At 33.3% G+C, this 21,585-nt stretch carries 23 protein-coding genes; 14 read left to right on the forward strand and 9 right to left on the reverse strand.

From position 1 onward, the window contains the following. The first annotated feature begins 365 nt into the window (after positions 1 to 365). Both A9G41_RS03335 and A9G41_RS03340 read left to right on the forward strand, forming a co-directional pair. Positions 366 to 1,070 (forward strand): DUF4261 domain-containing protein, encoded by a 705-nt coding sequence (locus A9G41_RS03335; protein ID WP_065581789.1) that lies wholly within the window; start codon positions 366 to 368, stop codon positions 1,068 to 1,070. 92 nt (positions 1,071 to 1,162) lie between these two features. Beyond that, positions 1,163 to 2,053 carry a DUF4261 domain-containing protein gene (locus A9G41_RS03340; RefSeq protein ID WP_075539326.1) on the forward strand — a complete coding sequence of 297 codons (891 nt, stop codon included), beginning with the start codon at positions 1,163 to 1,165 and terminating at the stop codon, positions 2,051 to 2,053. A 130-nt stretch (positions 2,054 to 2,183) separates the two neighbouring features. Here the strand turns inward: A9G41_RS03340 and A9G41_RS03345 are convergent, their stop codons facing one another. From A9G41_RS03345 to A9G41_RS03375, 6 genes are all read right to left on the reverse strand, one after another. Next, positions 2,184 to 2,468 (reverse strand): hypothetical protein, encoded by a 285-nt coding sequence (locus A9G41_RS03345; protein WP_065581791.1) that lies wholly within the window; start codon positions 2,466 to 2,468, stop codon positions 2,184 to 2,186. Positions 2,469 to 2,477: 9 nt separating this feature from the next. Then, positions 2,478 to 2,879 (reverse strand): hypothetical protein, encoded by a 402-nt coding sequence (locus A9G41_RS03350; RefSeq protein WP_065581792.1) that lies wholly within the window; start codon positions 2,877 to 2,879, stop codon positions 2,478 to 2,480. A 313-nt stretch (positions 2,880 to 3,192) separates the two neighbouring features. Next, a complete protein-coding gene (locus tag A9G41_RS03355; protein ID WP_065581793.1) occupies positions 3,193 to 3,684 on the reverse strand; it encodes a hypothetical protein in 492 nt (163 codons plus the stop codon). Between the two features lie 445 nt (positions 3,685 to 4,129). Then, entirely contained in the window at positions 4,130 to 4,867 is a 738-nt protein-coding gene (locus A9G41_RS14450) for a hypothetical protein (protein WP_218057747.1), read from the reverse strand. A 408-nt stretch (positions 4,868 to 5,275) separates the two neighbouring features. Further along, the gene (locus A9G41_RS03370) at positions 5,276 to 6,109 is read right to left on the reverse strand and encodes a phosphoenolpyruvate hydrolase family protein (protein ID WP_176700430.1); all 834 of its coding nucleotides are present in this window, start codon (positions 6,107 to 6,109) and stop codon (positions 5,276 to 5,278) included. A 9-nt stretch (positions 6,110 to 6,118) separates the two neighbouring features. Further along, positions 6,119 to 7,330, reverse strand: coding sequence for a Tm-1-like ATP-binding domain-containing protein (locus tag A9G41_RS03375; protein WP_075539327.1), 1,212 nt, complete (start codon positions 7,328 to 7,330; stop codon positions 6,119 to 6,121). Between the two features lie 173 nt (positions 7,331 to 7,503). Here A9G41_RS03375 and A9G41_RS03380 point away from each other — a divergent pair, with 173 nt between their 5' ends. Both A9G41_RS03380 and A9G41_RS03385 read left to right on the forward strand, forming a co-directional pair. Next, entirely contained in the window at positions 7,504 to 8,133 is a 630-nt protein-coding gene (locus A9G41_RS03380) for a TetR/AcrR family transcriptional regulator (RefSeq protein WP_075539328.1), read from the forward strand. Positions 8,134 to 8,249: 116 nt separating this feature from the next. After that, positions 8,250 to 8,831 carry a hypothetical protein gene (locus A9G41_RS03385; RefSeq protein ID WP_065566663.1) on the forward strand — a complete coding sequence of 194 codons (582 nt, stop codon included), beginning with the start codon at positions 8,250 to 8,252 and terminating at the stop codon, positions 8,829 to 8,831. Positions 8,832 to 9,111: 280 nt separating this feature from the next. Here the strand turns inward: A9G41_RS03385 and A9G41_RS03390 are convergent, their stop codons facing one another. Both A9G41_RS03390 and crcB read right to left on the reverse strand, forming a co-directional pair. Next, complete coding sequence (locus A9G41_RS03390) at positions 9,112 to 9,528, reverse strand: cell division inhibitor SulA (protein WP_065566664.1); 417 nt, start codon at positions 9,526 to 9,528, stop codon at positions 9,112 to 9,114. A gap of 105 nt (positions 9,529 to 9,633) precedes the next feature. Further along, on the reverse strand, positions 9,634 to 10,011 hold the full coding sequence (gene crcB / locus A9G41_RS03395; RefSeq protein WP_065566665.1) for a fluoride efflux transporter CrcB: 378 nt from the start codon (positions 10,009 to 10,011) through the stop codon (positions 9,634 to 9,636). A 212-nt stretch (positions 10,012 to 10,223) separates the two neighbouring features. On the opposite strand from crcB, the gene A9G41_RS03400 reads away from it, so the two are divergent. The 10 genes from A9G41_RS03400 to A9G41_RS03450 all read left to right on the forward strand — a co-directional run bounded on the left by A9G41_RS03400 (position 10,224) and on the right by A9G41_RS03450 (position 20,562). Continuing rightward, positions 10,224 to 10,829: a riboflavin synthase subunit alpha gene (locus A9G41_RS03400; protein WP_075539329.1), complete on the forward strand. Its 606-nt coding sequence runs from the start codon at positions 10,224 to 10,226 to the stop codon at positions 10,827 to 10,829. A 581-nt stretch (positions 10,830 to 11,410) separates the two neighbouring features. Next, positions 11,411 to 11,617, forward strand: coding sequence for a hypothetical protein (locus A9G41_RS03405; RefSeq protein ID WP_065566667.1), 207 nt, complete (start codon positions 11,411 to 11,413; stop codon positions 11,615 to 11,617). A gap of 590 nt (positions 11,618 to 12,207) precedes the next feature. Further along, positions 12,208 to 12,639, forward strand: a complete 432-nt coding sequence (locus tag A9G41_RS03410; protein ID WP_065588369.1) for a hypothetical protein — start codon at positions 12,208 to 12,210, stop codon at positions 12,637 to 12,639. A gap of 317 nt (positions 12,640 to 12,956) precedes the next feature. Beyond that, entirely contained in the window at positions 12,957 to 13,325 is a 369-nt protein-coding gene (locus A9G41_RS03415) for an MmcQ/YjbR family DNA-binding protein (protein ID WP_065566669.1), read from the forward strand. A 394-nt stretch (positions 13,326 to 13,719) separates the two neighbouring features. Beyond that, positions 13,720 to 15,039, forward strand: a complete 1,320-nt coding sequence (gene rhlE, locus A9G41_RS03420) for an ATP-dependent RNA helicase RhlE (RefSeq protein ID WP_081295730.1) — start codon at positions 13,720 to 13,722, stop codon at positions 15,037 to 15,039. A 20-nt stretch (positions 15,040 to 15,059) separates the two neighbouring features. Next, a complete protein-coding gene (locus A9G41_RS03425) occupies positions 15,060 to 15,395 on the forward strand; it encodes a YggL family protein (RefSeq protein WP_065566670.1) in 336 nt (111 codons plus the stop codon). Positions 15,396 to 15,994: 599 nt separating this feature from the next. Beyond that, a complete protein-coding gene (locus A9G41_RS03435; RefSeq protein ID WP_143425405.1) occupies positions 15,995 to 17,656 on the forward strand; it encodes a hypothetical protein in 1,662 nt (553 codons plus the stop codon). Positions 17,657 to 18,049: 393 nt separating this feature from the next. Beyond that, a complete protein-coding gene (locus A9G41_RS03440) occupies positions 18,050 to 18,787 on the forward strand; it encodes a carbonic anhydrase (RefSeq protein WP_075539331.1) in 738 nt (245 codons plus the stop codon). A 597-nt stretch (positions 18,788 to 19,384) separates the two neighbouring features. Continuing rightward, positions 19,385 to 19,912, forward strand: coding sequence for an STY0301 family protein (locus A9G41_RS03445; RefSeq protein ID WP_065581804.1), 528 nt, complete (start codon positions 19,385 to 19,387; stop codon positions 19,910 to 19,912). A 122-nt stretch (positions 19,913 to 20,034) separates the two neighbouring features. Further along, entirely contained in the window at positions 20,035 to 20,562 is a 528-nt protein-coding gene (locus A9G41_RS03450) for an STY0301 family protein (RefSeq protein ID WP_065581805.1), read from the forward strand. A gap of 200 nt (positions 20,563 to 20,762) precedes the next feature. Here A9G41_RS03450 and A9G41_RS03455 read toward each other — a convergent pair whose 3' ends face one another. Then, positions 20,763 to 21,332 (reverse strand): hypothetical protein, encoded by a 570-nt coding sequence (locus A9G41_RS03455; RefSeq protein WP_075539332.1) that lies wholly within the window; start codon positions 21,330 to 21,332, stop codon positions 20,763 to 20,765. Between the last annotated feature and the right edge of the window lie 253 nt (positions 21,333 to 21,585).

Genomic DNA, 21,585 nt, shown 5'->3' on the forward strand with positions numbered 1-21,585 from the left:
TTTAAGTAATGAATCATATTTACGATTAAACGGTATAGTGGAATGGCAACACATATTCAAACAACAAAATTAAGAGGGGTTGTTTGTTAAACTCTACTGGTGGCAAATAACCTAACGATGAATGTAACCGTTTATGATTGTATCAATAATCATAGATTGCAAAAGATTGTCACAACGCTTCGGTTGCCACAAATTTTTTTCCTTTAACAAATTCTGTTTTTATGGTTTTAAATGTCATTTCCGCTAGGGCATTGTCATACGGACTCTCTTTTTGTTTAGATAGCGTTGAATATTAAGTTCTATTTAGATCAAGATAATTTATTAAAGCAATTACGTAGTATTGATTCATCGATGAAAAATATTCGATGCCAAATGCCAAATGCCAAATGCCATATGGCAAGTTAGGTGACGGATGTTATGCTTTATTTGAGTGGGAAAATCATGTCATTAAATTAATTGGCATCAATGCTCTTTATCCTGCTGATGTTTTAGAAATATGCGTTGCACCAGCACATTACAGTCAGGATATTAAAGATCAAGTTCGTGAAAATAATAGCTATATTATTCTATATTATACTGGGTATGAAAAGGATATACTTGAGCAATATGTTGCTTTAACACAGTTTGCTGTTGGATTTGAACATTGCGATATGAGCGCGCTTATTAATGCAAAGGCTCATCAAATTTTAGCAACACATGTTGCTAGCGCACTGGCAAATGAACAAAAAGGCGTCTATTTGTTACGTAATTGTTTACCACTGTTTTTTATTGGATTTGTGAAATTTAATGTTGACCGTTTTGATGGCGTATGGATGCGTACTTATGGTGCGGATGTTTTTGGCTTGCCCGATTTGGCTATATTAGCCAATAGTCATGAAGATAGCGAAAAGTATATGAACATGTTCAATAATTTATTGCTTTATTTGCGGGATAGTGGGGCATCGATACAAGCAGGTCACACTACAGAAGATACCGAAGGCAAAAAAATGTTATTACGTAGCCCATCAGCACAAGAATCTTTTTTACAAAATGGTGGAATGGTGTTGGTGATGGAATACCTTGTTGAGTAATCTTCAGTAATAAATCAGATTTATTGATATAACGATTAACATCCTCTTGATAATCATCGATTTTAGAAAAATTTAATATTAAGGAAGAATAAATGAATATTTTTTCACGTCTATTTGGTAAAAAGTCACAGCCACAACAAACTAATGGGGCACTAGTTGAAAATCCAGATATTAAGAAACCATTAACATTAGGTGTTGTGTTTAAAGGGCAATTTTGTTTTGAGGAAGATAATTTATTAAATAAATTACGCAATATAGATTCATCAATGAAAGACATTCAATGTCAACAGCCATTTGGACAGTTAGATGATGGATGTTATCTCTTAATTGGTTGGGGAAAACATGTGATTAAGCTATTTGGAATCAATGCCCCATATCCTGCTGAGGCTTTAGAAACTTGTGTTGCACCTGCACATTATAATCAGGATATCAAAGCGCAAATTCGAAATAATGATAGCCATTTAATTTTATATTATATTGGGTATGAGCAAGATGTACTTGAGCAATACCTAGCTTTAACCCGTTTAGCCGCTGGTTTGGAGGAGTTTAATGCTTTAGCCGTGATTAACGGAAATGGGCATTCTTCGTTACCAATAAGTACTATTCGTGGATTGGTTACAGATAAAGGTGGAATTGATAGTTTACGCCATTGCTTACCTTCGTTCTTTTGCGGATTTGTGAAATATGAAGTAGAAGGTGTTAAAGGGGTATGGATGCGTACTTATGGTGCGGATGTTTTTGGCTTACCTGATTTTGCTGTATTAGCCAATAGCCATGATGAGGGGGAATATTATTTTGAAATGTTTGGTAATATCCTAGAGTATCTACGTGATAGCGATGCAACAATGATGCCAGGTGATACTATGGAGGTAGGTGATAATAAAATGATGTCATTACGCGCTCCAGAAAATAATGAATACTTTTTGAAAGATCAAGGTCATGTTTTGGTGGTTGAAATAAATAGCAATAATGCAACTGCATAACTTGCCAGCAAAATTAATCTAATAAAATAAACGTCTATTTTTCAATAGAGTGTTTATTTTTTATGTTCATTTTATCACTTAATTTATTGCTTAATTTACTTATCGATAGTGCTAGCCCATTATCAAAACGTTATTTTTTCATTGTAAGTACAATATCGCCAGAATTAAGTCTTACCTTTTCACCATTATATTGGTACTCCGACCACAGAGCAGGATTATCCGATTCACAGTCATTAATAATTCGATATTCACTATAACCTGTATTGTTGCTTAAGATAGGTATAATCTTACCAACAGATCTTTCAATATCATGTTCAGACAAGTAGATAATTAATTTTTTGACTAATTCTAGTTTGTGTTTTAACTCTGGATTATCTTTATATGATGATTCAATAAAATCAATAATATCTAACATTTATAACCTTTATAAAAATGTAAAACCAAAAAAATGATTTGGGTCAAAAAGTAAATTACCACAGCCTTGGCCATTGAAGTAACTTATACTCATTGAGGAAAAGGGTATTGATGAGTATGTTATCTTGGTGATAGTTACAGTTTGCTCGGTTTTGAATAATTGCGAATAAATTGACATTAATGAAAAATGGTCATCATCATCTAAAGTAAACCATGCTTTAATTTCTGTTAATTCATTATATTGTATAATACCTGCTTCACTGAGATATAACTCAAAAATAACTTCATCAATAATAAAATATAATCTATCATAAAGCGGGTGAAAAATCGGTAGAGTAGCATAATCAACATAGCCAGCGATCATTACATCCTTTAGTTCACCAAGCATTAATCTATCAAAAAATCCCTGCATGATTAACTCTTTTTTTACTTTGTACAATTAACTCAAAAAACGATTCTGTTGTAATCAGCATATCAAGAAAGTTTTTTATATTAAAATTAACATTTACGCCATCCATTTTTTCACCTATACTTGTTTAAGCATCTATGGGCTGCTTCTGCCAAAGCCTCAAACCCCACGTACAGCGCTCCCAATCGTGGCGGTGATTGGGTTTTGTTTTCTTATATTATCGTTTAAATATTTGAATACTGACATGCAGTTGCTCTAAATAATCAAAGTTATCGTATGTAAATGTTGTCACACTCAACTAGCATCATTAGCTACTTCAAACATCATCTAAAAGGCATCTATTATTTGATAAATAGAACTCACCGATTTCTTGTACATCTTTATCGTCACTTTGTAAAGCTAAAATCGCCAATTTTTTTGATAACTTCTGGCTAAATGAATTGAATAAATACATCAATATACCAAATGTTTGATAATCCTGTTGCCCTAAAATAGGTGTAATATAATTCCAAATATGTTTTTCTAGCCACTGTGTATTGATACTTAAAATAATCTCTTGGCATAATTTTGTATTGCCATCTAAATATTGCATAATGTTGATAATTTCAGGTAATAAGCTTATTTTGATTGCTTCTGGAAATTGTTTGATCAAGTGTAATAACAAGGGATCAAACTTTTGGGTTAAATGTGTTTTAATTAATTCAACGGCTTTAGGCTGATTAGCTAATAAATAGAGTTTATTTAATAAATTATCCTGTAGATTAATGCAGTCGGTTAAAAACTGATTTATATCATTAAATGAGTGCATATTTTGGGTTACCTGTTTTATCTATGATGTTGCTCAAGGTTTTATCTGGCAAAACCATATCCAATTATCATGATGAAAATAGAATGCAATATTGTTATCAGGGCAGATAAGTAGACTATCATTATGAATATTATTTAGACAGTGGGTTGATATTTCCATCCCATTGGTATAGGCATCATAATAATATCCTGATTTAATGGTATAGTGCTTTATAATTTGAGTAAATTTTTCAAAAGCATTGTTATCAATTCTTACACAATGGTGATTCAAATGTTTATCAAGATGTTTGATGTTATTGGCAAATTTCGGCCATTTTCCATTAATTAGAAAGTGGTATCGTTGTTTTTTATCTTTTTTTATAAAGTTGTTTATAAAAAAATTAAGATGATTCATAGTATATTGAATATTAAGTTATGATTTTACCTTTATATATTGCCATTTTATCTTAAAAAATACCTTTTAATTGTTTTTTTGATATTTTGATCTGTTTAGCAATGACTTCTACATAGAATGAATGGCTTTGAATAATATAATGCCAATAGTCACCGCGATCATATTGTTGCCAATTAGGGAAATGAGATTGTCGTTCATTGACTAATTGCTCAAGCCATGATGATTCAGGGATAACCCAATAACAAGAATTAAAATCATCGCTATCACAATGACTGTAGTAAGCGCACTGTTTGTTTCGTTCAAAACGCATTGCCCAAACATTAGAAAACTCGAATATACCCGTAAATTTAGAATACTTTGCAGGTTTATACCATATTTTGCAATAGGCGGTTAATGTATCGCCTTTGGATTTTATGACAATATCATCGTTGGGGGCTTGCCAAAAAGGAAGTTCAATGGGATAGGCATGATCTTTGGCTTGTGAGCGTTGATAAGTGATACCATGATTGGTTAAGGTTGTTTGAATATGCTTTTCAACGTGGTAATTAGGATATTTACCCTCTGTAATCATAAAAGTAACAATATAAGATGGATTAAGAATGATGTCAAAAATACGATCAATTTTGTCATGAATCATTATAGCAAAATCACCTAACTTAGCTTTAGCAATACCACTATCATTTTTATAAGTGAATGTACAGTTAAAGGCTTTCGTAAGCTTGGCTAATAGTTGTTCAAATGAGCAATTCTCATCAATTAACAATCTTAACCATTTTGGGGGAGTATTCATCTGTTCCTGCTTAGCACTATTACTTTGTGATTAATTTAAGGCTGAACCGGTAAAAATATTCGCCAGTTTGCCAATAATATTTATCAATTTTAATCTTTTTGGGGATGAATTGTTAGGCTAATCTTATTTTTTATTATCTAAATAATTTTATTAAACGATTATTTTAAATTGAAGATAGTACTGAAAGTTGATTGATAGTTTTGCTATTTACTAATTTGTTAACGCTATCTATGCATAGATTACCATGGTTAGGATTTTTGTTTCTGTTAAATCTAAGTCACTATATAACGAATATGAGTGGATATTGATATTATAACGTTTTCTCAAATTAGCATTTAATTAATCGCGCAACTATTAAAAAAATAGCAGTGCGACGTGTAAGTCGCACCGTTATTGCTTATATTATTGTTAGTGTCGTTGAATTGATTTAAATTGTTTTGTTGTTTGTTTAAGTGCTATTTCTGTTGGTAAACGTTCCATTGAACTAGCTCCATAAAACCCATTACAATCAGGGCAATTGTCTAAAATATATTTAGCGTCTTCTGGAGTAGCAATAGGGCCACCATGGCATAAAATTATAATATCTGGTCGAATTGCTTTAGCTGCTTTAGCCCATTGATTGATTAAAGGCACACAGTCAGCAAGCTTTAAAGCCGTTTCTGCACCGATACTACCGCCCGTAGTTAATCCCATATGGGGTACTAAAATATCAGCGCCAGCTTTAGCCATATCGATTGCGTTTTGTTCACTAAATACATAAGGTGTTGTTAGCAGATCTTTTTCATGTGCTTTGCGAATCATTTCTACTTCTAAAGCGTATCCCATACCTGTTTCTTCAAGGTTTGCTCTAAAGTTACCATCAATTAGTCCAACAGTTGGGAAGTTTTGTACGCCAGCAAATCCAGTTTCCTTTAATTTATCTAAAAATTGATCGAATTGACAAAATGGATCTGTCCCATTAACGCCTGCTAACACTGGCGTGTGTTTAACTACTGGTAACACCTCTTTAGCCATATCCATCACAATTTCGTTAGCATTGCCATAAGCAAGCAATCCAGCTAATGAACCTCTACCAGCCATACGGTAACGTCCAGAATTATAAATAACAATAAGGTCGATACCGCCAGCTTCTTCACATTTTGCCGATAAACCTGTGCCAGCGCCCCCACCAATGATGGGTTGCCCTTTTGCGATCATGTCATGAAATTTTTTTAGTAATTGTGAACGTTGATTTTTCATAATTTTCTCCACTTAATTTTTAATTATTTGAGTAAATTCATTAATAATCAGATCACAAAACTGGGGAGAGTTAATATGATGGGGTGTTTTTATTAATTTTCTTTTAGGGGTCTGAATAAATGTTTTTTCAAATTCATCAATAAGGGCTTTATTCGCTTTTGGTGACCAAAAAGTTCCTCCTTCAATATCCAATGCTGAAAACCCACCTTCAGGGATAATAAAAGTAACGTAACCTTGGCATTGATTAAGCTTATTTGCGATCCAATTAGCCATTTTTTTATTTTCTTCAGGCGTTGTTCGCATTAAGGTTACTTGTGGATTGTGTTGGTAAAATAAACGATCTTTATATTTTTCTGGAATAGTTTCAGGGCTAGAAAAATTAACCATATCAAGTGCTCCACACGATCCAATATATGGAATTTGGCTTCTAGCAATTGCGCCAAAACGATCTTCATTGCAAGCTAAAACACCATCAAATAAATAGTCACATACTTCTGTTGTGGTAATATCCAGTACTGCATGTAATAACTTGCTATCAGCTAGCTTTTCCATCGCTTTACCTCCGCTGCCTGTAGCATGGAAAACAAGGCAATCATATTGATCGTGCAATTTGGCTGATATAGATTGAACGCATGTGGTTGTAACACCAAACATAGTTAAGCCAATTGCAGTTTTATCTTCGATCGTTTCTTGGGTTTTAAAAAGAACTGAACCCGCAATAAAGTTAGCCGCATTTGATAAGACTTTTCTTGATATAACATTAATTCCTGCAATATCTGTGACTGAATACATCATTGCAATATCGCTTGCGCCAATATAATCAGAAATATTGCCAGATGCCATTGTAGATACCATGAGTTTAGGAATGCCAACAGCAAGTGATTGCATAGCAGGAGTAATTAATGCCGTTCCTCCTGAGCCACCTAATCCTAGTATAGCGCCTATATCATTTTGAGCCATCAAAAATAGTTTGAATGCATCTGCCATTGCAACAATCGCTTTACCTCGGTCACCACAAAATATAGCCGATTTGCCATGTGGATGGTAACTTGCAACCATTTCTGACGTGATAGTTGCTAAATGATTAAATTGATGAAGTTGTGTGGAAATATCGATAATTTTACAATTAAGATTTTTTAAATCGAGAAGGGTTTTGATATAAATGATTTCTTCCCGTTTGGTGTCTAGTGTCGTAACCAGATAAATTGTGCTAGTTGATGCCATTTATAGCTCCTAAACAGGTTAATAAGGTTAATACTTTTACCAAAAGGGTGGTTAATAGTCATACATTATATACTCAAAATGAGACATAAGTCTCATTTTTATAATACTAATTTTAACTTAGTGATTAAAATGCAGTATTATTTGATGATGAATTCAAATTAATAATATATCTAATGATTCAAGAGACTTTATTGCGTTCTACAAAATATACAGGCGCCAAAAAGAAGACTTATGAACGTTTAATTAATACAGCATTAGAAGCATTAGAGCAGGGCTTTGAACTGTCTATAACCGAATTAGCTGACAAATCGGGGATTTCAAGAGCAACCGCTTATCGCTATTTCCCAACACAAAGTGATCTTATTTCTGCAACTGTTGAAAGCGCTTTAGGTCCCATTTTTAGTTGGCGATCAGAAAAACAAAATGCAGAAGAACGCATCAATGATTTTTTAGCTTTTGCCTTTCCACAAATGTTAAAACATGAAGGGGCACTACGCGCAGCACTAAGGGTTTCATTACAACAATGGGCAATAAAACGAGCGTCATTATCTCCACAAACCGAAAAATTGGTGCGAGGTAATCGCAAAGAAATACTTGCAACAATTTTATCTCCTCTTAAAGCCGAGCTCCCTGATGAACTATATAATAAGGTTATTTATGCAATTTCGATTATTTATGGCTCTGAAATATTTATGGTACTCAAAGATATCTGGATGCTTGATGACCAGTCTATAATATCACTATCGCAATGGATAGCTAAAGCAGTCATTAACCAAGCTAAACAAGATGCCTCAAAATTTTGATTGATGTGCTATGATAGCTAGTTAGCCTAATTTTGCTGATCGCTAGTGCTATGATAAAAATAAATGATTTTGTGAAAATTAATCCTTATTCACGTGTTTAAAGTAGGAAAATGATAATGAAAAAGCTTGTTTTTATTCTGATTTTTTGTCTTTGTGGGTGTGTGCATAAGCAAACGCAAATTTTACCCAGTAGTGACACCATTATCAAATTAAAGAGTGATGAAAAAATAGGTATTATTGCTGAATCACAAACATACTCATACCAATTTACAAGTGCCGATGCGATAGACAAGCTCAAAAGCTACCGTAATTTTTTAGCAGAATATAAAAATGATATTGAAAAAGTCTCTATCACTTTTTTCCGAGAACATGCAAGCGATGAAATGATCGTTCGGTATAGTAATCTTATCCCAGAAAAAACAGTTTTAAACAATAACAATTTTTCAATGAAGTCTAAATCAGAATGGGTGTTAAAAGATGGTTATTATCAAGTGTCATTTAGCACAAAAGGAAATGCCTATAAGCAAGCAAATACGCTATCTGATCAATATTTATTACCAACCCCCATTACCGTGTTAGTCAAACCTAGAAATGAAATAAAAGCTAGTGAGGACATCACAGGTGATGTAGCAGGTTTAATTATATTGCCAGTTTTTATTCCATTAATGATGATTAGTTGTATTATGGGACCTTGTTAAAAGCTATGTATAAAAGCTATGCATAAAAGCTCTGTGTAGAAAAAGTTCGCCATCACATGCCAGGAAAATGAGAATAATTGATCTACTGCCTATGATTGGAAGTGGAAAAGCAGAACAAAAAAGCTAGCCAATGTGTTGTTATAATTTACTATTATTAATGACCAAAAAGCTGAGTATTTTAAATATGCTCAGCCCTTTTTTAATAGCTATTAAACATTTTAACTTTACTTGCTAAATTTGAAAATGCACACTTATTTGTGCATAGTCACTATGCTTATCGTTAGTGATATTGAATAGGGTGTTCACTTTGTTCATCATGTACTATTTGTTTATCATGTACTAAAAGTAGACATGTGTCACTTGATGATACTGCTTGTTGTAAGCGAGCTTTGTCTTGCTCATTAAGTTTATTGATACAAGCAACCACATAACTGCAAGTTTTGTTTTGTAACGCTTTTTCAATAGTTGATATTAAGTTTGCGTTATTTAAATTTGCTAGATGAACAACTTTGTTTTTATCTAAACCTGCGATATTAATCCATGAACGCTTTAACATTGGTCGGGTCGAAAGCCATAATTGCCATTTTTTAGCTTTGTTAAGTGATTTTAATAAAGGCCGTTGTTGTTGTAATACTTGTTGAAAAGGTGATTCAAAATTAATCGCCATAAGTTGTTGTGTTGAATGTTCAATAAGCATAATAATCTTAATACTGTTTTTATATACAGTACATGTTAGTACAGTATTTCCCGCTTGTAAACTTTATTTTGATTGGTTTTTTATATTATTTACAACTATTCAACTTTAAGAACGTAACCATTGATATGACAATATTCCTAAAAAAGTCATTAAAACAGAACCAATTACATGTATAAATAGGGTTGCCAACCCCCAAGATATTCGACCTTCTTGTAAAAAATTGACAATTTCGGCTGAAAAGGTTGAAAACGTTGATAACCCGCCACAGAAACCCGTTATAACCAATAACCGCCATTCTGCCGATAGGTTAGAATGATTAAAAAAAGCAATCGCAAAACCAATAATGTAGCCTGCAACTAAATTTGATAGTAGTGTACCTAATGGGATAGCAAAAGTGATCGCATTGAATTTAAGTGATAAAAACCACCGTAATAAACCGCCAGCTACAGAACCCACTGAAATGGCTAACACCAGTTTTAGCATGATAAAACATCCTTAATGATAAAAAACATCAAATTAACTTTAACAAAATCTTAGTATTGGCCTTTTATTGCTAATTACAATAAAAATCATTTCTTAAATAATCAAAATCCATAAAATTATAGCGTCATCATACCAGTTGAAAATACAAATAGGAACTTCTGACCAAGTTGCGATAGAATGTTCATCATTAAGTAAAAAATTGGGGTATAGATATGTTTACGGGTATTGTTCAAGGCGTTGGTCAGATTATTGATATTATAGACCAAGATAAATTAAGAACTTATAAAGTGAAGTTACCGCATCAATTAACCGATAACATTGAAATTGGGGCTTCGATAGCCAATGATGGTTGCTGTTTAACTGTAACGAAGTTTGATAATAGCGTAGTATCATTTGATATTATGGAAGAAACGTTAGCATTAACCACATTAGGTGATAAAAAAATTAACGATTTTGTAAATATAGAACGAAGCGCAAAATTTGGTGATGAAGTGGGTGGGCATATTATGTCAGGGCATATATCTTGCACAGCAATAATTGTTGATATTCAAAAAACAGCAACTAATTGCCATATGACACTACAGTTACCATCTCAGTTTAGCAAATATGTATTATATAAAGGCTTTATTGGTATTGACGGTGCGAGTTTAACGGTTGGGCAGATAGATAAAGATAGCTTTACGATTCATTTAATCCCTGAAACGTTAGCTATTACCACGTTAGATTCGAAAACGGTAGGGGATAAGGTAAATATTGAAATTGATGCTCAAACACAAGCTATTGTTGATACCGTTGAACGGGTACTGGCGGCAAAATAATCTTGAGTAATTGGAATAGGCGATAAATAATAATACTTATACTCATGAATAAATAAAGATTAAAACCACACAGACTAATTGCGTTTTAACATTCAATAATCAATTTTAGTTAAAAATTCAAGGCTCTGGGCTACTTTTTTAAGTAATAGATTGGCTAAATAAGAACTATTAAGCTAATCCAGGGCCTAATTTATCACGGCAAGATGCTAATAATTAAAGATGAGAGTAATTAACCGATCAAATAACGACGTTTTTTGTATTAAAGCCTTTAATTGTAAAGCATAATGTATCTTTGTAATATTGACTAACCCTAAATAAGATAAGCAATACTTACTTTTGTAAAATAATAACAATATCGCAGGTCTATTATGGAGTAATAATTTAGGCCACTCATCACCTCAAAACCATTAAAAACTTTAATAAAATCAATGGTTTTTCTGAATGATTTTTTCTCTAATCAAGCAGGCTATTGATCGATAGTTTGTTTAAAAAATAGACTTGATTTTTTCTCAAATCAGCGCTTATATATAACAGTGATGAGCATGGTGCTTATCACTCATTTAACTTTGGAGGAACTTATAATGGTACAAAAATTTGCTCCGTACGGTAGTGATGTCTCGTCTGGCACTTATAAGTGTGCCGACTGTGGGTATGTTTATTCAAACCAAAGTAAGAAATCGTTACCTCCTTGTCCTGATCATAATAAAACACCGCATAGCAAAAATGGTTGGTATATTATGTCTGGGCAAGGGGATTCAGTTAAAGATCCTCATCCTGATAAAAAGTAATCTTATAAGTTAATACTATCAAAAGGTAGCCGACTAGGTTACCTTTTTTGACCGCATTAAAATTAAATTCATAATGTTATAGGGCTATATGATTTAAAAAGTAACACACTCATTCTTGTATAAAAATTAAGTGAATTATAAGAGCCACATTCATCAAAATAAGTGACGGAAAATAGGAAATAAAGAATCATCAAATCAATTTTTAAAGATCACACATTGTTTATTGCTTTTGCAATTTGTTATGTATTTATGATTAAGCAATATAAATAAGTGACATTGTCACTTATGGTAAAATACCCAATTATAAAAATTATTTTTCATTGATATATTTTATTACCAATATTTCCTCCTGTTGTTTGGGTATTCATCTTAATTAACTTAATATTTAATTATTTTTATCGATTTTGTATAATATAGTGATCTAATTAGAATTGTTACAATCAACAATAATTAATAATAAGGGATATATTGACTCAGTATTGGCAACTTTTAATAGCCAATTAAATTATGCTAAAAGCAAATGGATGTTGTGCTATTTATGCGATTAAAATAACATAACTTAATTAAGTTTCAATTTAAGGAATACCGAAGTGAAAAAACGAATAAAATTGGCTGTGCTACTTTCTTCATTTTTGATAATTTCGAACGCTTATAGTGCGGAATTGCCCTCGTCAGCTAATATCACAAAAGCTTTCGCTGATAGCGCTAAAAGATCAATATTAGGCGAAGGAGGAAAGTTTCCTGTTAAAACTGAAGCGGGCTACGAAGTCACTAATATTTTTTATAATCTGAATAACGTCGTATTTGAATATAGTATGCCAACTGATAGCCAAAGCGTTTCCATTGTAGATATTACTGAAGGAATCAGACTTGGGCTCAATGCACAATTTTGTAGTAAACAAGATGTGATTGATGTATTACGGGCTTATGATATTCGCTTCTTGTTCCGTTTCCAATTCAATGATGATCGAAATGTACCAGCAACATTGTCAATTGATGAAATTTGTGAAGAACCAAAATAAATAGCTTTGGCCATCGCCCCAAGTAGTTCGTAAAATTAACGCTCATTTTGCGAACTTACTTTATTCAAAGTTACTGCTAGCTGATTTATTAAGTTATTTTTGTAAAAATTTTTTAGATTTTCTATTTACATAACTAAACCTTTGCATAATAGCATAATTCACTTTTCAAATTCTGCACTGCATATTCGCTTTTTATTGATTTATTATCATTGTTGCCGCTTTCTTTTTGGATTATTATCACGACAAGCACTAATTAGCATACCTTGCGATTAAAGTTGTGATGTTATATTGAGTTAATCAGAAAAAGGGAAACAATGATGAGCCTTAAAAATAGATTAGTTGAATACACGCAGACTTTGAATAATGTTCAAATTGATAATCCTTTCAAAAAGTTTCCTGACTATCAAGTTCTTAGACACAAAAGTAGTGGTAAGTGGTTTGGTCTAATTATGTCAGTAGAGAAAAATAAATTAGGTCTCAACTCGGAAGAGGTCGTGGAAATCATTGATGTCAAATCCGATCCTGAATTAATTTCTATAATAAAAAATAGCACTGGTTTATTACCAGCATATCATATGAATAAAAATAACTGGATTACCATAATGCTTGATGGATCTGTGCCACTGGAACAAATAATACATTTATTAGACTACAGTTATAATTTAACGAATAAGGATAAAGTTTGAATCTGCACTGATATATCTAATGACTGTCTCGACAAATAAATAACCGTGTAATTCATGAAAAACGGCTATAAAAAAGTGATCTAAGCCAAGTTACTCAACAACTGTTTTTTGTTTCTCACAATCTATGAGTAGTTATATGATAAATCCCCTATAGAGCATGCGAGGTAAATATCGCCGGTATTTTTATAAAAACATATTGAAAATCATTATGTTTTAAATAAGGAGTCACTGGATCACACGGAATTATTTTATATATAGAAGTTTGATTTTATTTTAGAACAACAAACAGAACGATAAATCTTATTGTTTAAAATAAGATTTATCAGAAAATATTATTCAATTGCATTATAATGCCTAAGGACAATCCATTTACCATTTATTTAGGAATCAATTCATGTCATTTGACTCTCTTGGTTTAGATGCCGAGATTTTAAAAGCAATTCAAGAACAAAACTATACCAGCCCGACGCCCATTCAACAACAAGCTATACCGGTCATTTTATCTGGTAAAGATCTTATGGCGAGTGCACAAACAGGGACAGGTAAAACAGCGGGCTTTGGCTTGCCTATTTTACAAAAACTGCTTGAGCAGAAAACTAAAGACGCTAATAATCCAAATAGCAAAAAAAATAAACGTTCTTTATATGCCTTGATTTTAGCGCCAACACGTGAGCTTGCAGCCCAAATTGGCGAAAATATTCGTGGCTACAGCCGTTATTTACCGATTCGATCCTTAGTGGTATTTGGTGGTGTAAGTATTAATCCTCAAATGATGAAATTACGGGGCGGTGTGGACATATTAATTGCAACACCGGGACGATTACTTGATTTAGCACAACAAAATGCTGTGGATCTTTCAACCGTGAAAATGCTAGTATTGGATGAAGCCGATCGCATGTTAGATATGGGATTTATTCATGATATCCGTCGTGTGATTGCTAAATTACCGAAAAAACGCCAAAATTTAATGTTTTCAGCAACTTTCTCCGATGAAATAAAAGTGTTAGCGCAATCTCTATTACATTCACCAGAATCTGTTGCAGTAGCTAAAACCAATAGCGCTTCAGAGCAAATAACCCAATATATACATAGAGTAGATAAACGCCGTAAACGAGAGCTATTGTCTTATTTAATTGGTAAAAACCAATGGCAACAAGTATTAATCTTTACCCGCACTAAATATGGTGCAAATCACTTAGCGGAACAGCTAACTAAAGATGGCATTAAAGCAGCTGCTATTCATGGTAATAAAAGCCAAGGGGCACGAACTAAAGCCTTAGCCGATTTCAAAAGTGGGCAAATTAGAGCATTAGTAGCCACTGATATTGCAGCAAGAGGCCTTGACATTGAGCTGTTGCCTTATGTAGTTAATTATGAATTACCACAAGTTGCTGAAGATTATGTACATCGCATTGGGCGAACAGGGCGTGCACAAAATGAAGGGCAGGCTATTTCGCTCGTGTGTATTGATGAACTGGCTCAATTAAAAGCGATTGAAAAATTAATAAAAAAGCCGATTCCAGAATTAACAACTAACGGGTTTGAAGTTGATCCAAAAATTAAAGCAGAGCCTGTAAAAAAATCATTGCCAAGGCGAGCATCACCAAAAAGAGCGAATGTAACGGGGGCTGGTCGATCGTCGCACTCTAATCAAAAGAGTATTAAATCTTCAAATAGATCGAATCACTCTAATAATAAAAAAACTAATATTTAACAAAGTAGAAGGAAACTATTATGGTAAATCGTAGCAAGCGTTTACGAAAAAAATTACATATTGAAGAGTTCAAAGAATTAGGCTTTACTGTTAGCTGGTCTTTTGACGAAGGCACAAGCGAAGAGACTTTAGATAACATTGTTGATCAGTTTATTCTTGAAGCCATTCAACCAAATGGTTTAGCTTATGAGGGGAGTGGTTATTTAAATTGGCAAGGTATTATTTGCACCCAAAAATTAGGAAATTGTACTGAAGAACATCGTGACGTTGTCACAAAATGGTTGGAAGATCATGGTTTAAAAAATGTTAAAACCAGTCAACTTATTGATATTTGGTGGGATGAGTTAGCATTTTAATTATTAGGTTATTTTTAAATATACGTTATTCTTAAATAAAAGTAGTCACGTATGTGGCTATTTTTATAACTGAATTTTATCGTACTAATGGTGAATTTATTTTTTATTAACTATTATATTAATATCAACTACATCACCTATTATATTTACATCTTTTTAAGGATGGCTATTTATAATACAATCATACAAACGATAAAATATATCAAATAATAAGTGGATTACCTCGGTGAGTAAAAAACTATCATTAAGATAATTACTGTCTACTATTTGGGCAAGGCTCAATTACATTATGAGTGAAAACGCTATTTTCAAGCTTGATAAAAAATATACATCTTTTCTATTAAAACAGTCAGGTGCGTATTGATTTTATTATGTTTTTACCTTGTTGTTTTTTACAAAAATCAAAAAAAATTTCAATCCCTTAAAGCTTTCTCCAAAGCTTAATATGTTTTTTTTACATTCCTTTACAAAAAATCACAAAAAAAACTAGCCAAGCTTTTTTTTAACATTATAATTTTAACGGTAAAAATTAAATTAGCTTTTTTACAGGCTAATAATCATAAAAAATAAATAAAACAATATTTTATTTGTAAGGTGGGATGTTATGCAGTATAATCTTGGACAACAGACAACAGACAACAGACAACAGACAACAGACAACAGACAACAGACAACAGACAACAGACAACAGACAACAGACAACAGACAACAGACAACAGACAACAGACAACAGACAACAGACAGGGCAAGCCTATGCCTTAAATTTATCCAACAATTGCATTAGCCGGTTTTTTACACTTCGCTCGTTTATATCATCAAAATTATCCACCAAATTATTTAAAAAAATCCCGTTGGCATTAGCGCCAGTATTGTTATTGCCGTATTCGCAAGGTTCGCAAGCATTAACGGTACATACTAGCCAAGTGATTCAAGGTAGTGCCCCGTATTTAACGTTTGATGGTGGTAAAACCAAAGTGACCACAACAACGGAGTTATTAGGTATTAAATTATCGGATGGTCGAGAATTCACCCCTACAACCAATAGTTCATCACCCGCAAATCCAATTGAGTTACCTGCAGTGGGTCAAAGCTTTGCTGATATTCAAATGTTAGTCCCGCCATCAACTAATTCTGTAAGTTTAAATGAGTTAGTAACAAACTATAATTATTGGGGCGATGATGATGGCGATGGGCAGGAAGCAGGAGAGATAACCGCAACAGGGAATTTAGCGGTTAGTATTACAGATAAGAATGGTAAAACAGTGAATCGTAGTGAAGTATTAATGATATGTAATGCGCCTTATAAAGTGGTAATAAGTAGCGAAGAGGGTAGTTTAAGTACCCGTTACGGCGTTCCTAATAGTAGTACTTTCACTGGTGACACAGCAACATATTATATTAATCCAAAATCATCACCATTTATTTGCTTTGCAAGACCAGCTTTAAAGAGCTCATCTGAAACTTGGATAAACGGCATTTTGGTTGACCATACTGGTCCGGCTACTGTCTGGAATCCGGATAAAGGTTTCCTTACGCGCTCAGTCACGCCATCGCAATACGGACGAAACTTTCCAACCGCAGGAATTGATGGTGTATATTTTGACTTAGATATAGGTGGAGTTGATGCCAGTCAACTAACGTGGTTACCCGTTACGCATGGAGGAATAACCGCTACTGTAACAAGGGCGTTACCAACAGATGATTATTGGATATCCGATCATTCAGTACCAGTAACGCGTGTTACGCTAAAAGGTCCAGAGGCAAAGAGCCAATTGAACAGTCCTCATCCTAGTGCAATTACTAAGCCAAATTTGCCGCAGACATTTGAGTTAGTGGGTAGAGATAGTCGTGGTAATGCAGTAGTGAAATATGGGTTTATATTACAGAAATGGTTTGTCAATGGAGGAGTTGTAAATTACAGAACTTATTCTGAAGCAGAAACTTGGTGTCGTGATTTAGGTTATCGTTTGCCACAGGTAAATGAGCTAACTAACGCTGTCTGTTCTGGTTTGTTAGGTAGTCGTTGTCAGGGTGCTGTTGGAGGCAAACCATCATCAAGTGGCAATTATTATCAGCGTCAAATAGGAGCTGGATTATTGGCGGAATGGGGCAACATGATTGATTACCCAGATACAAAAGAGATAGAATCCTGGACAAGTGAAAAATTCATAGTGGATAGTTATAATGCAACAATAATTGGGGGAAAGAATGAGAATGTGTCGGAAAAACAAACCAGTCCAGTTGTTTGTGTCACGCCTTAGCATTTATCACTGAATCCTGTAGGTCGCAGTTAGGTTTATGAAGCTAACCAAGGACAAACCATCAAAGAACCAAGCCCGCATAAGCCGAGGCGCTGAGCGGGGTATCTAGCAAACTTGTACTTTAATGACGGAAAGTCAAGAAAAATACTTCCCCGACTGACGATGCCTAAGCTGTGAAGAGTTACTCAACATAAACAATTAGACATTATCATAATAAAAATTGAGTAAAATTAGTACCAAAAAAACAGCTATTTTTTAGCTGGTTTTTTGTATAAATGTCAAACGATTTTTTTATAAAAATATCAAAAAGTGATGATGTGTGATTGTAGTAAGGTGGTTTTTTGTGGCGTATAATTTGGTCTCCAATAAACAACTTTCTAACGTAAAATCAACATGAAATTTAATGTAATTATTGCAGCCTTAATGGCAACCAGTTTATCTTGTGCTGCTGTAGAGCCTGCTCCGCATTGGGATTATGAAGGCGAATTTAAACCCGAAAATTGGGGAAAACTTTCACCTGAATTTTCAACCTGTGAAAACGGCAAAAATCAATCGCCGATCAATATTGAACATGCACTAAAAACCCATCATGATAAACTTAAACTGGCGTTTAAACCCAGCAAGCAAGAAATCATCAACAACGGCCATACCATTCAAATCAATGTTAACGAAGGTAATACCTTAGAAATTGATAATGAAATCTTTACGTTACAACAATTCCATTTTCATGCACCAAGCGAAAATATGATTAAAAGTAAACCCTTTCCGATGGAAGCTCACTTTGTTTATAAAAATGACAATGGTGACTTAACGGTTGTTGGTCTTATGTTTAATAGGGGAAAATCTAACCCCGAATTAGCTAAAGCTTGGCAACATATTCCGACACAAGTAGGAAACACTGCGACATTAAGTCAGTCGGTTAATATTAAGGCATTATTGCCAAATAGATTAGATTTTTACCGCTTTAGCGGCTCACTAACAACACCGCCTTGTACGGAAGGTGTGAGATGGATTATTTTAGAACAAGAAAGTAGCGCATCTGCCACACAAATTGAAAAATTCCACTCAATCATACATCATGATAACAACCGTCCAATTCAGCCTTTAAATGGTCGTGTGATAGTTAATTAATATTTTTTGGCTCTATCGGTGAAAGCGAATAGAGCCAATAATTAGTGCACTTATCACTTATAACACACTAAAATATATAATGTATTTTTTAATGGTTTTTTGTCACTAAACATTACACGAATAACGTATAAAAATTTTACGCTATCATCAAATAATATGAATACCCATGTCAAAAATGAAAATTCATATAATCAGGGCTGCTTTATTGATTTTATGTTCAGGTATTTTTTCTTTATCTTATTTTTAAGTGTTTTAGTATCTTGATAGTCATCACTCATATTCTATAAATACGAGTGGATAGGTTAAAGTAACTGACCTATCTATCGTTATATGCTTTTAGGGATGAAAACATGATTATAGGCAAATTAAGGTCAAATCATCAAAGAAAAGTAGTCTTAGCTTAAGAGCAATTGCGCCCACCAATATAACAGCAATACTCAATCCAGCACGAATTACAAAACAAGTTAGGTTTGTAATAATGTACTTAATCCATAATCGATCACCTAATATAAGTGATTAATGACTTAAATTTTAAAAAAGGTTATATTATTCAACAATAAAAATTGTGTTTTTTATAATTAAAAAGGGATAGTTAACATGAAAGGAAAAATTTTTAGTATTGCCATAATATTATTAGCTGGAGCTTGTATGCCCCTTTCAGCTAATGCAATTTATGAGATAACTTGCCCTGATTCAGTTCAGGTAAACGCTATCCCCACCGAATTAGAAACATTACCTGAAGGATGGCAAATATCCGAACAAAAAAATCTGTTTTTGCGAGTTGATAGTGGTGAAGTATACCATGGTAAACCAGTGAATTTAGGACAGATGATACCCTTTACAATTACCATTAAAGGTAAAAAATATAAGGATTCATGGAGTGTTGATACTCGTTATGATACACCCAATGATACTGGTTATTGGTTTAATTGTTCTTATTCACGTAATCGGGTTCGCCTAATAAAACACATCGATCCGACCATGAAAACCTGTTGGGTAATCACTTCAAAAGATGCAAAAGGTAATACGAAAGTAAAACTAAATTGCGATAAAAAAATACATGAAGGTCAACAATCATACTCTAAACGTGAAAATAAAGTTAGTTTAAGCTCTAACATCGGATAAAGTTAGATAGCAAAAATAGCCTTGGTTTGGATAGTTAATAGCCTAATGCATTTAACTTAATAAAACGATATTAACTATTAGAAATCATTGCTTTTTTATAAGATTAAGAAGGAATAGCAAACATGAAAGGTAAAATTTTAAGTCTAGCAGCAATTGTCGTAATGGGGGGGAGTCTTTGCCGTTCAGCTAATGCAAATCAAGAGATAGTTTGTCCCGAATCGGTAAAAATAAAATATGCTAAACCTGAACTAGAAGTTGTGCCTGAAGGCTGGGAAGTGTCTGAAAAAGGCTATGATATGAATAAAATTAATGGTTTAATCTTGCCAGAAGATATCGCTCACACCAGTTCTCTTATTCGACTAAATCAAGTGGAAGTATATTCAGGAAAATCAACTGACTCAGCAAAACGAATAAAACCCAAGCCCGCAACGATAAATGGGAAAAAATATCAGGCAGTTTGGTTGTTAGAGAGCAGTGATGATACTAATAAACTGAGCTTTTGGGCTAGCTGTAATTATAACTACAATAACGAAGTACAATTGACAAAGCCTATTGATACATCACTGAAAACTTGTTGGGCAGTTGACACCCAAGATCAGCATCAAGGAACACTTGCTAAATTAGTGTGTAGTACTGAAAAAGCAAAATAAATTAATATTAGTTTGGATATTTCGGGGATATGTTCACATTTCCCACAAAAGTTATACCTCAATAAAGACAGTAAAAGGTAGTCGTTTGTGACTGCCTTCTACTTTTGTCAGAGATTGGCTTTTTATATAGTCCTTTATCACACTTATAACTATATTGGAGCAAGTGATATAAATAATGAAAATCTGATCGGATTAAATCGTTATATAGATTGCTTCTCTATATGTTGATTTATAAAATCAATGACAGGTTGCCAAATTTCTTGTTCGGGTGCTTGATAATCCCATAAAGGTGTAACCAACTCATCTAATATTTGCAATTTAGCGAGAAAATTTTTTGAATAGGTTTGACGTTGTTCATCTGACATGGATAGTAACCTTTCTGACGAAATGTATTTGCGCTTTTGCCGTGGGTTTTCAATAAAATTGCCTAAACTACATAATTCTTTCTCATTTTCACATTCTGAATAGGAAAAGGGATAAGTTTGTTCTACTTGTTCAAAAGCATCTGCAATTTGCGGTAAATTTACTGCTTTCATTGCCGGTACAACATATTTTGCTGTAGCATAATTCCATAAAAGATTACACCAACCATCACTTTGCCAATGACTAATGGTATGAATGACAACAAAAGCATAGAAAGCATTTCGATCCAGTTTTGTGCTTAGCTCTGATTCGCAAGGGATACACTTATAAATCTTATCAAAGAACGCGATGACATCTTCAAAATCAGATAGCTTTTTATTCTGAGTTAACATATTAATTGTTATCATATTATTTCCTTATCCTAATTTATTTGAATTTTAACATATTTGAACAGCAATGAAATGCTATCTTAGCAGCAGTCTTAAAACTGTGCTGTTTTATGGGGTGGTTACAACCTGTCCCTTGATATTCACGTCCGTTATAGGTATAAATACATTCAATGATATAAGGACATTGGGCTAATACATCATTTTGTAGAAACTGTGTTGAGCTAAATTGGGATTTATCGGGGTATATGACCCCATAAAGCTCACGTAAAAA

Origin of the sequence: Gilliamella sp. Nev5-1 (genome assembly GCF_001690895.1) — a bacterium.
In the GTDB taxonomy this organism is placed as follows: Bacteria; Pseudomonadota; Gammaproteobacteria; order Enterobacterales; family Orbaceae; genus Gilliamella; species Gilliamella apicola_C.

What these genes read in the sequence shown, in the direction of transcription:
- A9G41_RS03335 (WP_065581789.1), top strand. Translation starts at nt 366, where the DNA reads ATGCCAAATGCCAAATGCCAAATGCCATATGGCAAGTTAGGTGACGGA.
- A9G41_RS03340 (WP_075539326.1), top strand. Translation starts at nt 1,163, where the DNA reads ATGAATATTTTTTCACGTCTATTTGGTAAAAAGTCACAGCCACAACAA.
- A9G41_RS03345 (WP_065581791.1), bottom strand. Translation starts at nt 2,468, where the DNA reads ATGTTAGATATTATTGATTTTATTGAATCATCATATAAAGATAATCCA.
- A9G41_RS03350 (WP_065581792.1), bottom strand. Translation starts at nt 2,879, where the DNA reads ATGCAGGGATTTTTTGATAGATTAATGCTTGGTGAACTAAAGGATGTA.
- A9G41_RS03355 (WP_065581793.1), bottom strand. Translation starts at nt 3,684, where the DNA reads ATGCACTCATTTAATGATATAAATCAGTTTTTAACCGACTGCATTAAT.
- A9G41_RS14450 (WP_218057747.1), bottom strand. Translation starts at nt 4,867, where the DNA reads ATGAATACTCCCCCAAAATGGTTAAGATTGTTAATTGATGAGAATTGC.
- A9G41_RS03375 (WP_075539327.1), bottom strand. Translation starts at nt 7,330, where the DNA reads ATGGCATCAACTAGCACAATTTATCTGGTTACGACACTAGACACCAAA.
- A9G41_RS03380 (WP_075539328.1), top strand. Translation starts at nt 7,504, where the DNA reads ATGATTCAAGAGACTTTATTGCGTTCTACAAAATATACAGGCGCCAAA.
- A9G41_RS03385 (WP_065566663.1), top strand. Translation starts at nt 8,250, where the DNA reads ATGAAAAAGCTTGTTTTTATTCTGATTTTTTGTCTTTGTGGGTGTGTG.
- A9G41_RS03390 (WP_065566664.1), bottom strand. Translation starts at nt 9,528, where the DNA reads ATGCTTATTGAACATTCAACACAACAACTTATGGCGATTAATTTTGAA.
- crcB (WP_065566665.1), bottom strand. Translation starts at nt 10,011, where the DNA reads ATGCTAAAACTGGTGTTAGCCATTTCAGTGGGTTCTGTAGCTGGCGGT.
- A9G41_RS03400 (WP_075539329.1), top strand. Translation starts at nt 10,224, where the DNA reads ATGTTTACGGGTATTGTTCAAGGCGTTGGTCAGATTATTGATATTATA.
- A9G41_RS03405 (WP_065566667.1), top strand. Translation starts at nt 11,411, where the DNA reads ATGGTACAAAAATTTGCTCCGTACGGTAGTGATGTCTCGTCTGGCACT.
- A9G41_RS03415 (WP_065566669.1), top strand. Translation starts at nt 12,957, where the DNA reads ATGAGCCTTAAAAATAGATTAGTTGAATACACGCAGACTTTGAATAAT.
- rhlE (WP_081295730.1), top strand. Translation starts at nt 13,720, where the DNA reads ATGTCATTTGACTCTCTTGGTTTAGATGCCGAGATTTTAAAAGCAATT.
- A9G41_RS03425 (WP_065566670.1), top strand. Translation starts at nt 15,060, where the DNA reads ATGGTAAATCGTAGCAAGCGTTTACGAAAAAAATTACATATTGAAGAG.
- A9G41_RS03435 (WP_143425405.1), top strand. Translation starts at nt 15,995, where the DNA reads ATGTTATGCAGTATAATCTTGGACAACAGACAACAGACAACAGACAAC.
- A9G41_RS03440 (WP_075539331.1), top strand. Translation starts at nt 18,050, where the DNA reads ATGAAATTTAATGTAATTATTGCAGCCTTAATGGCAACCAGTTTATCT.
- A9G41_RS03445 (WP_065581804.1), top strand. Translation starts at nt 19,385, where the DNA reads ATGAAAGGAAAAATTTTTAGTATTGCCATAATATTATTAGCTGGAGCT.
- A9G41_RS03450 (WP_065581805.1), top strand. Translation starts at nt 20,035, where the DNA reads ATGAAAGGTAAAATTTTAAGTCTAGCAGCAATTGTCGTAATGGGGGGG.
- A9G41_RS03455 (WP_075539332.1), bottom strand. Translation starts at nt 21,332, where the DNA reads ATGATAACAATTAATATGTTAACTCAGAATAAAAAGCTATCTGATTTT.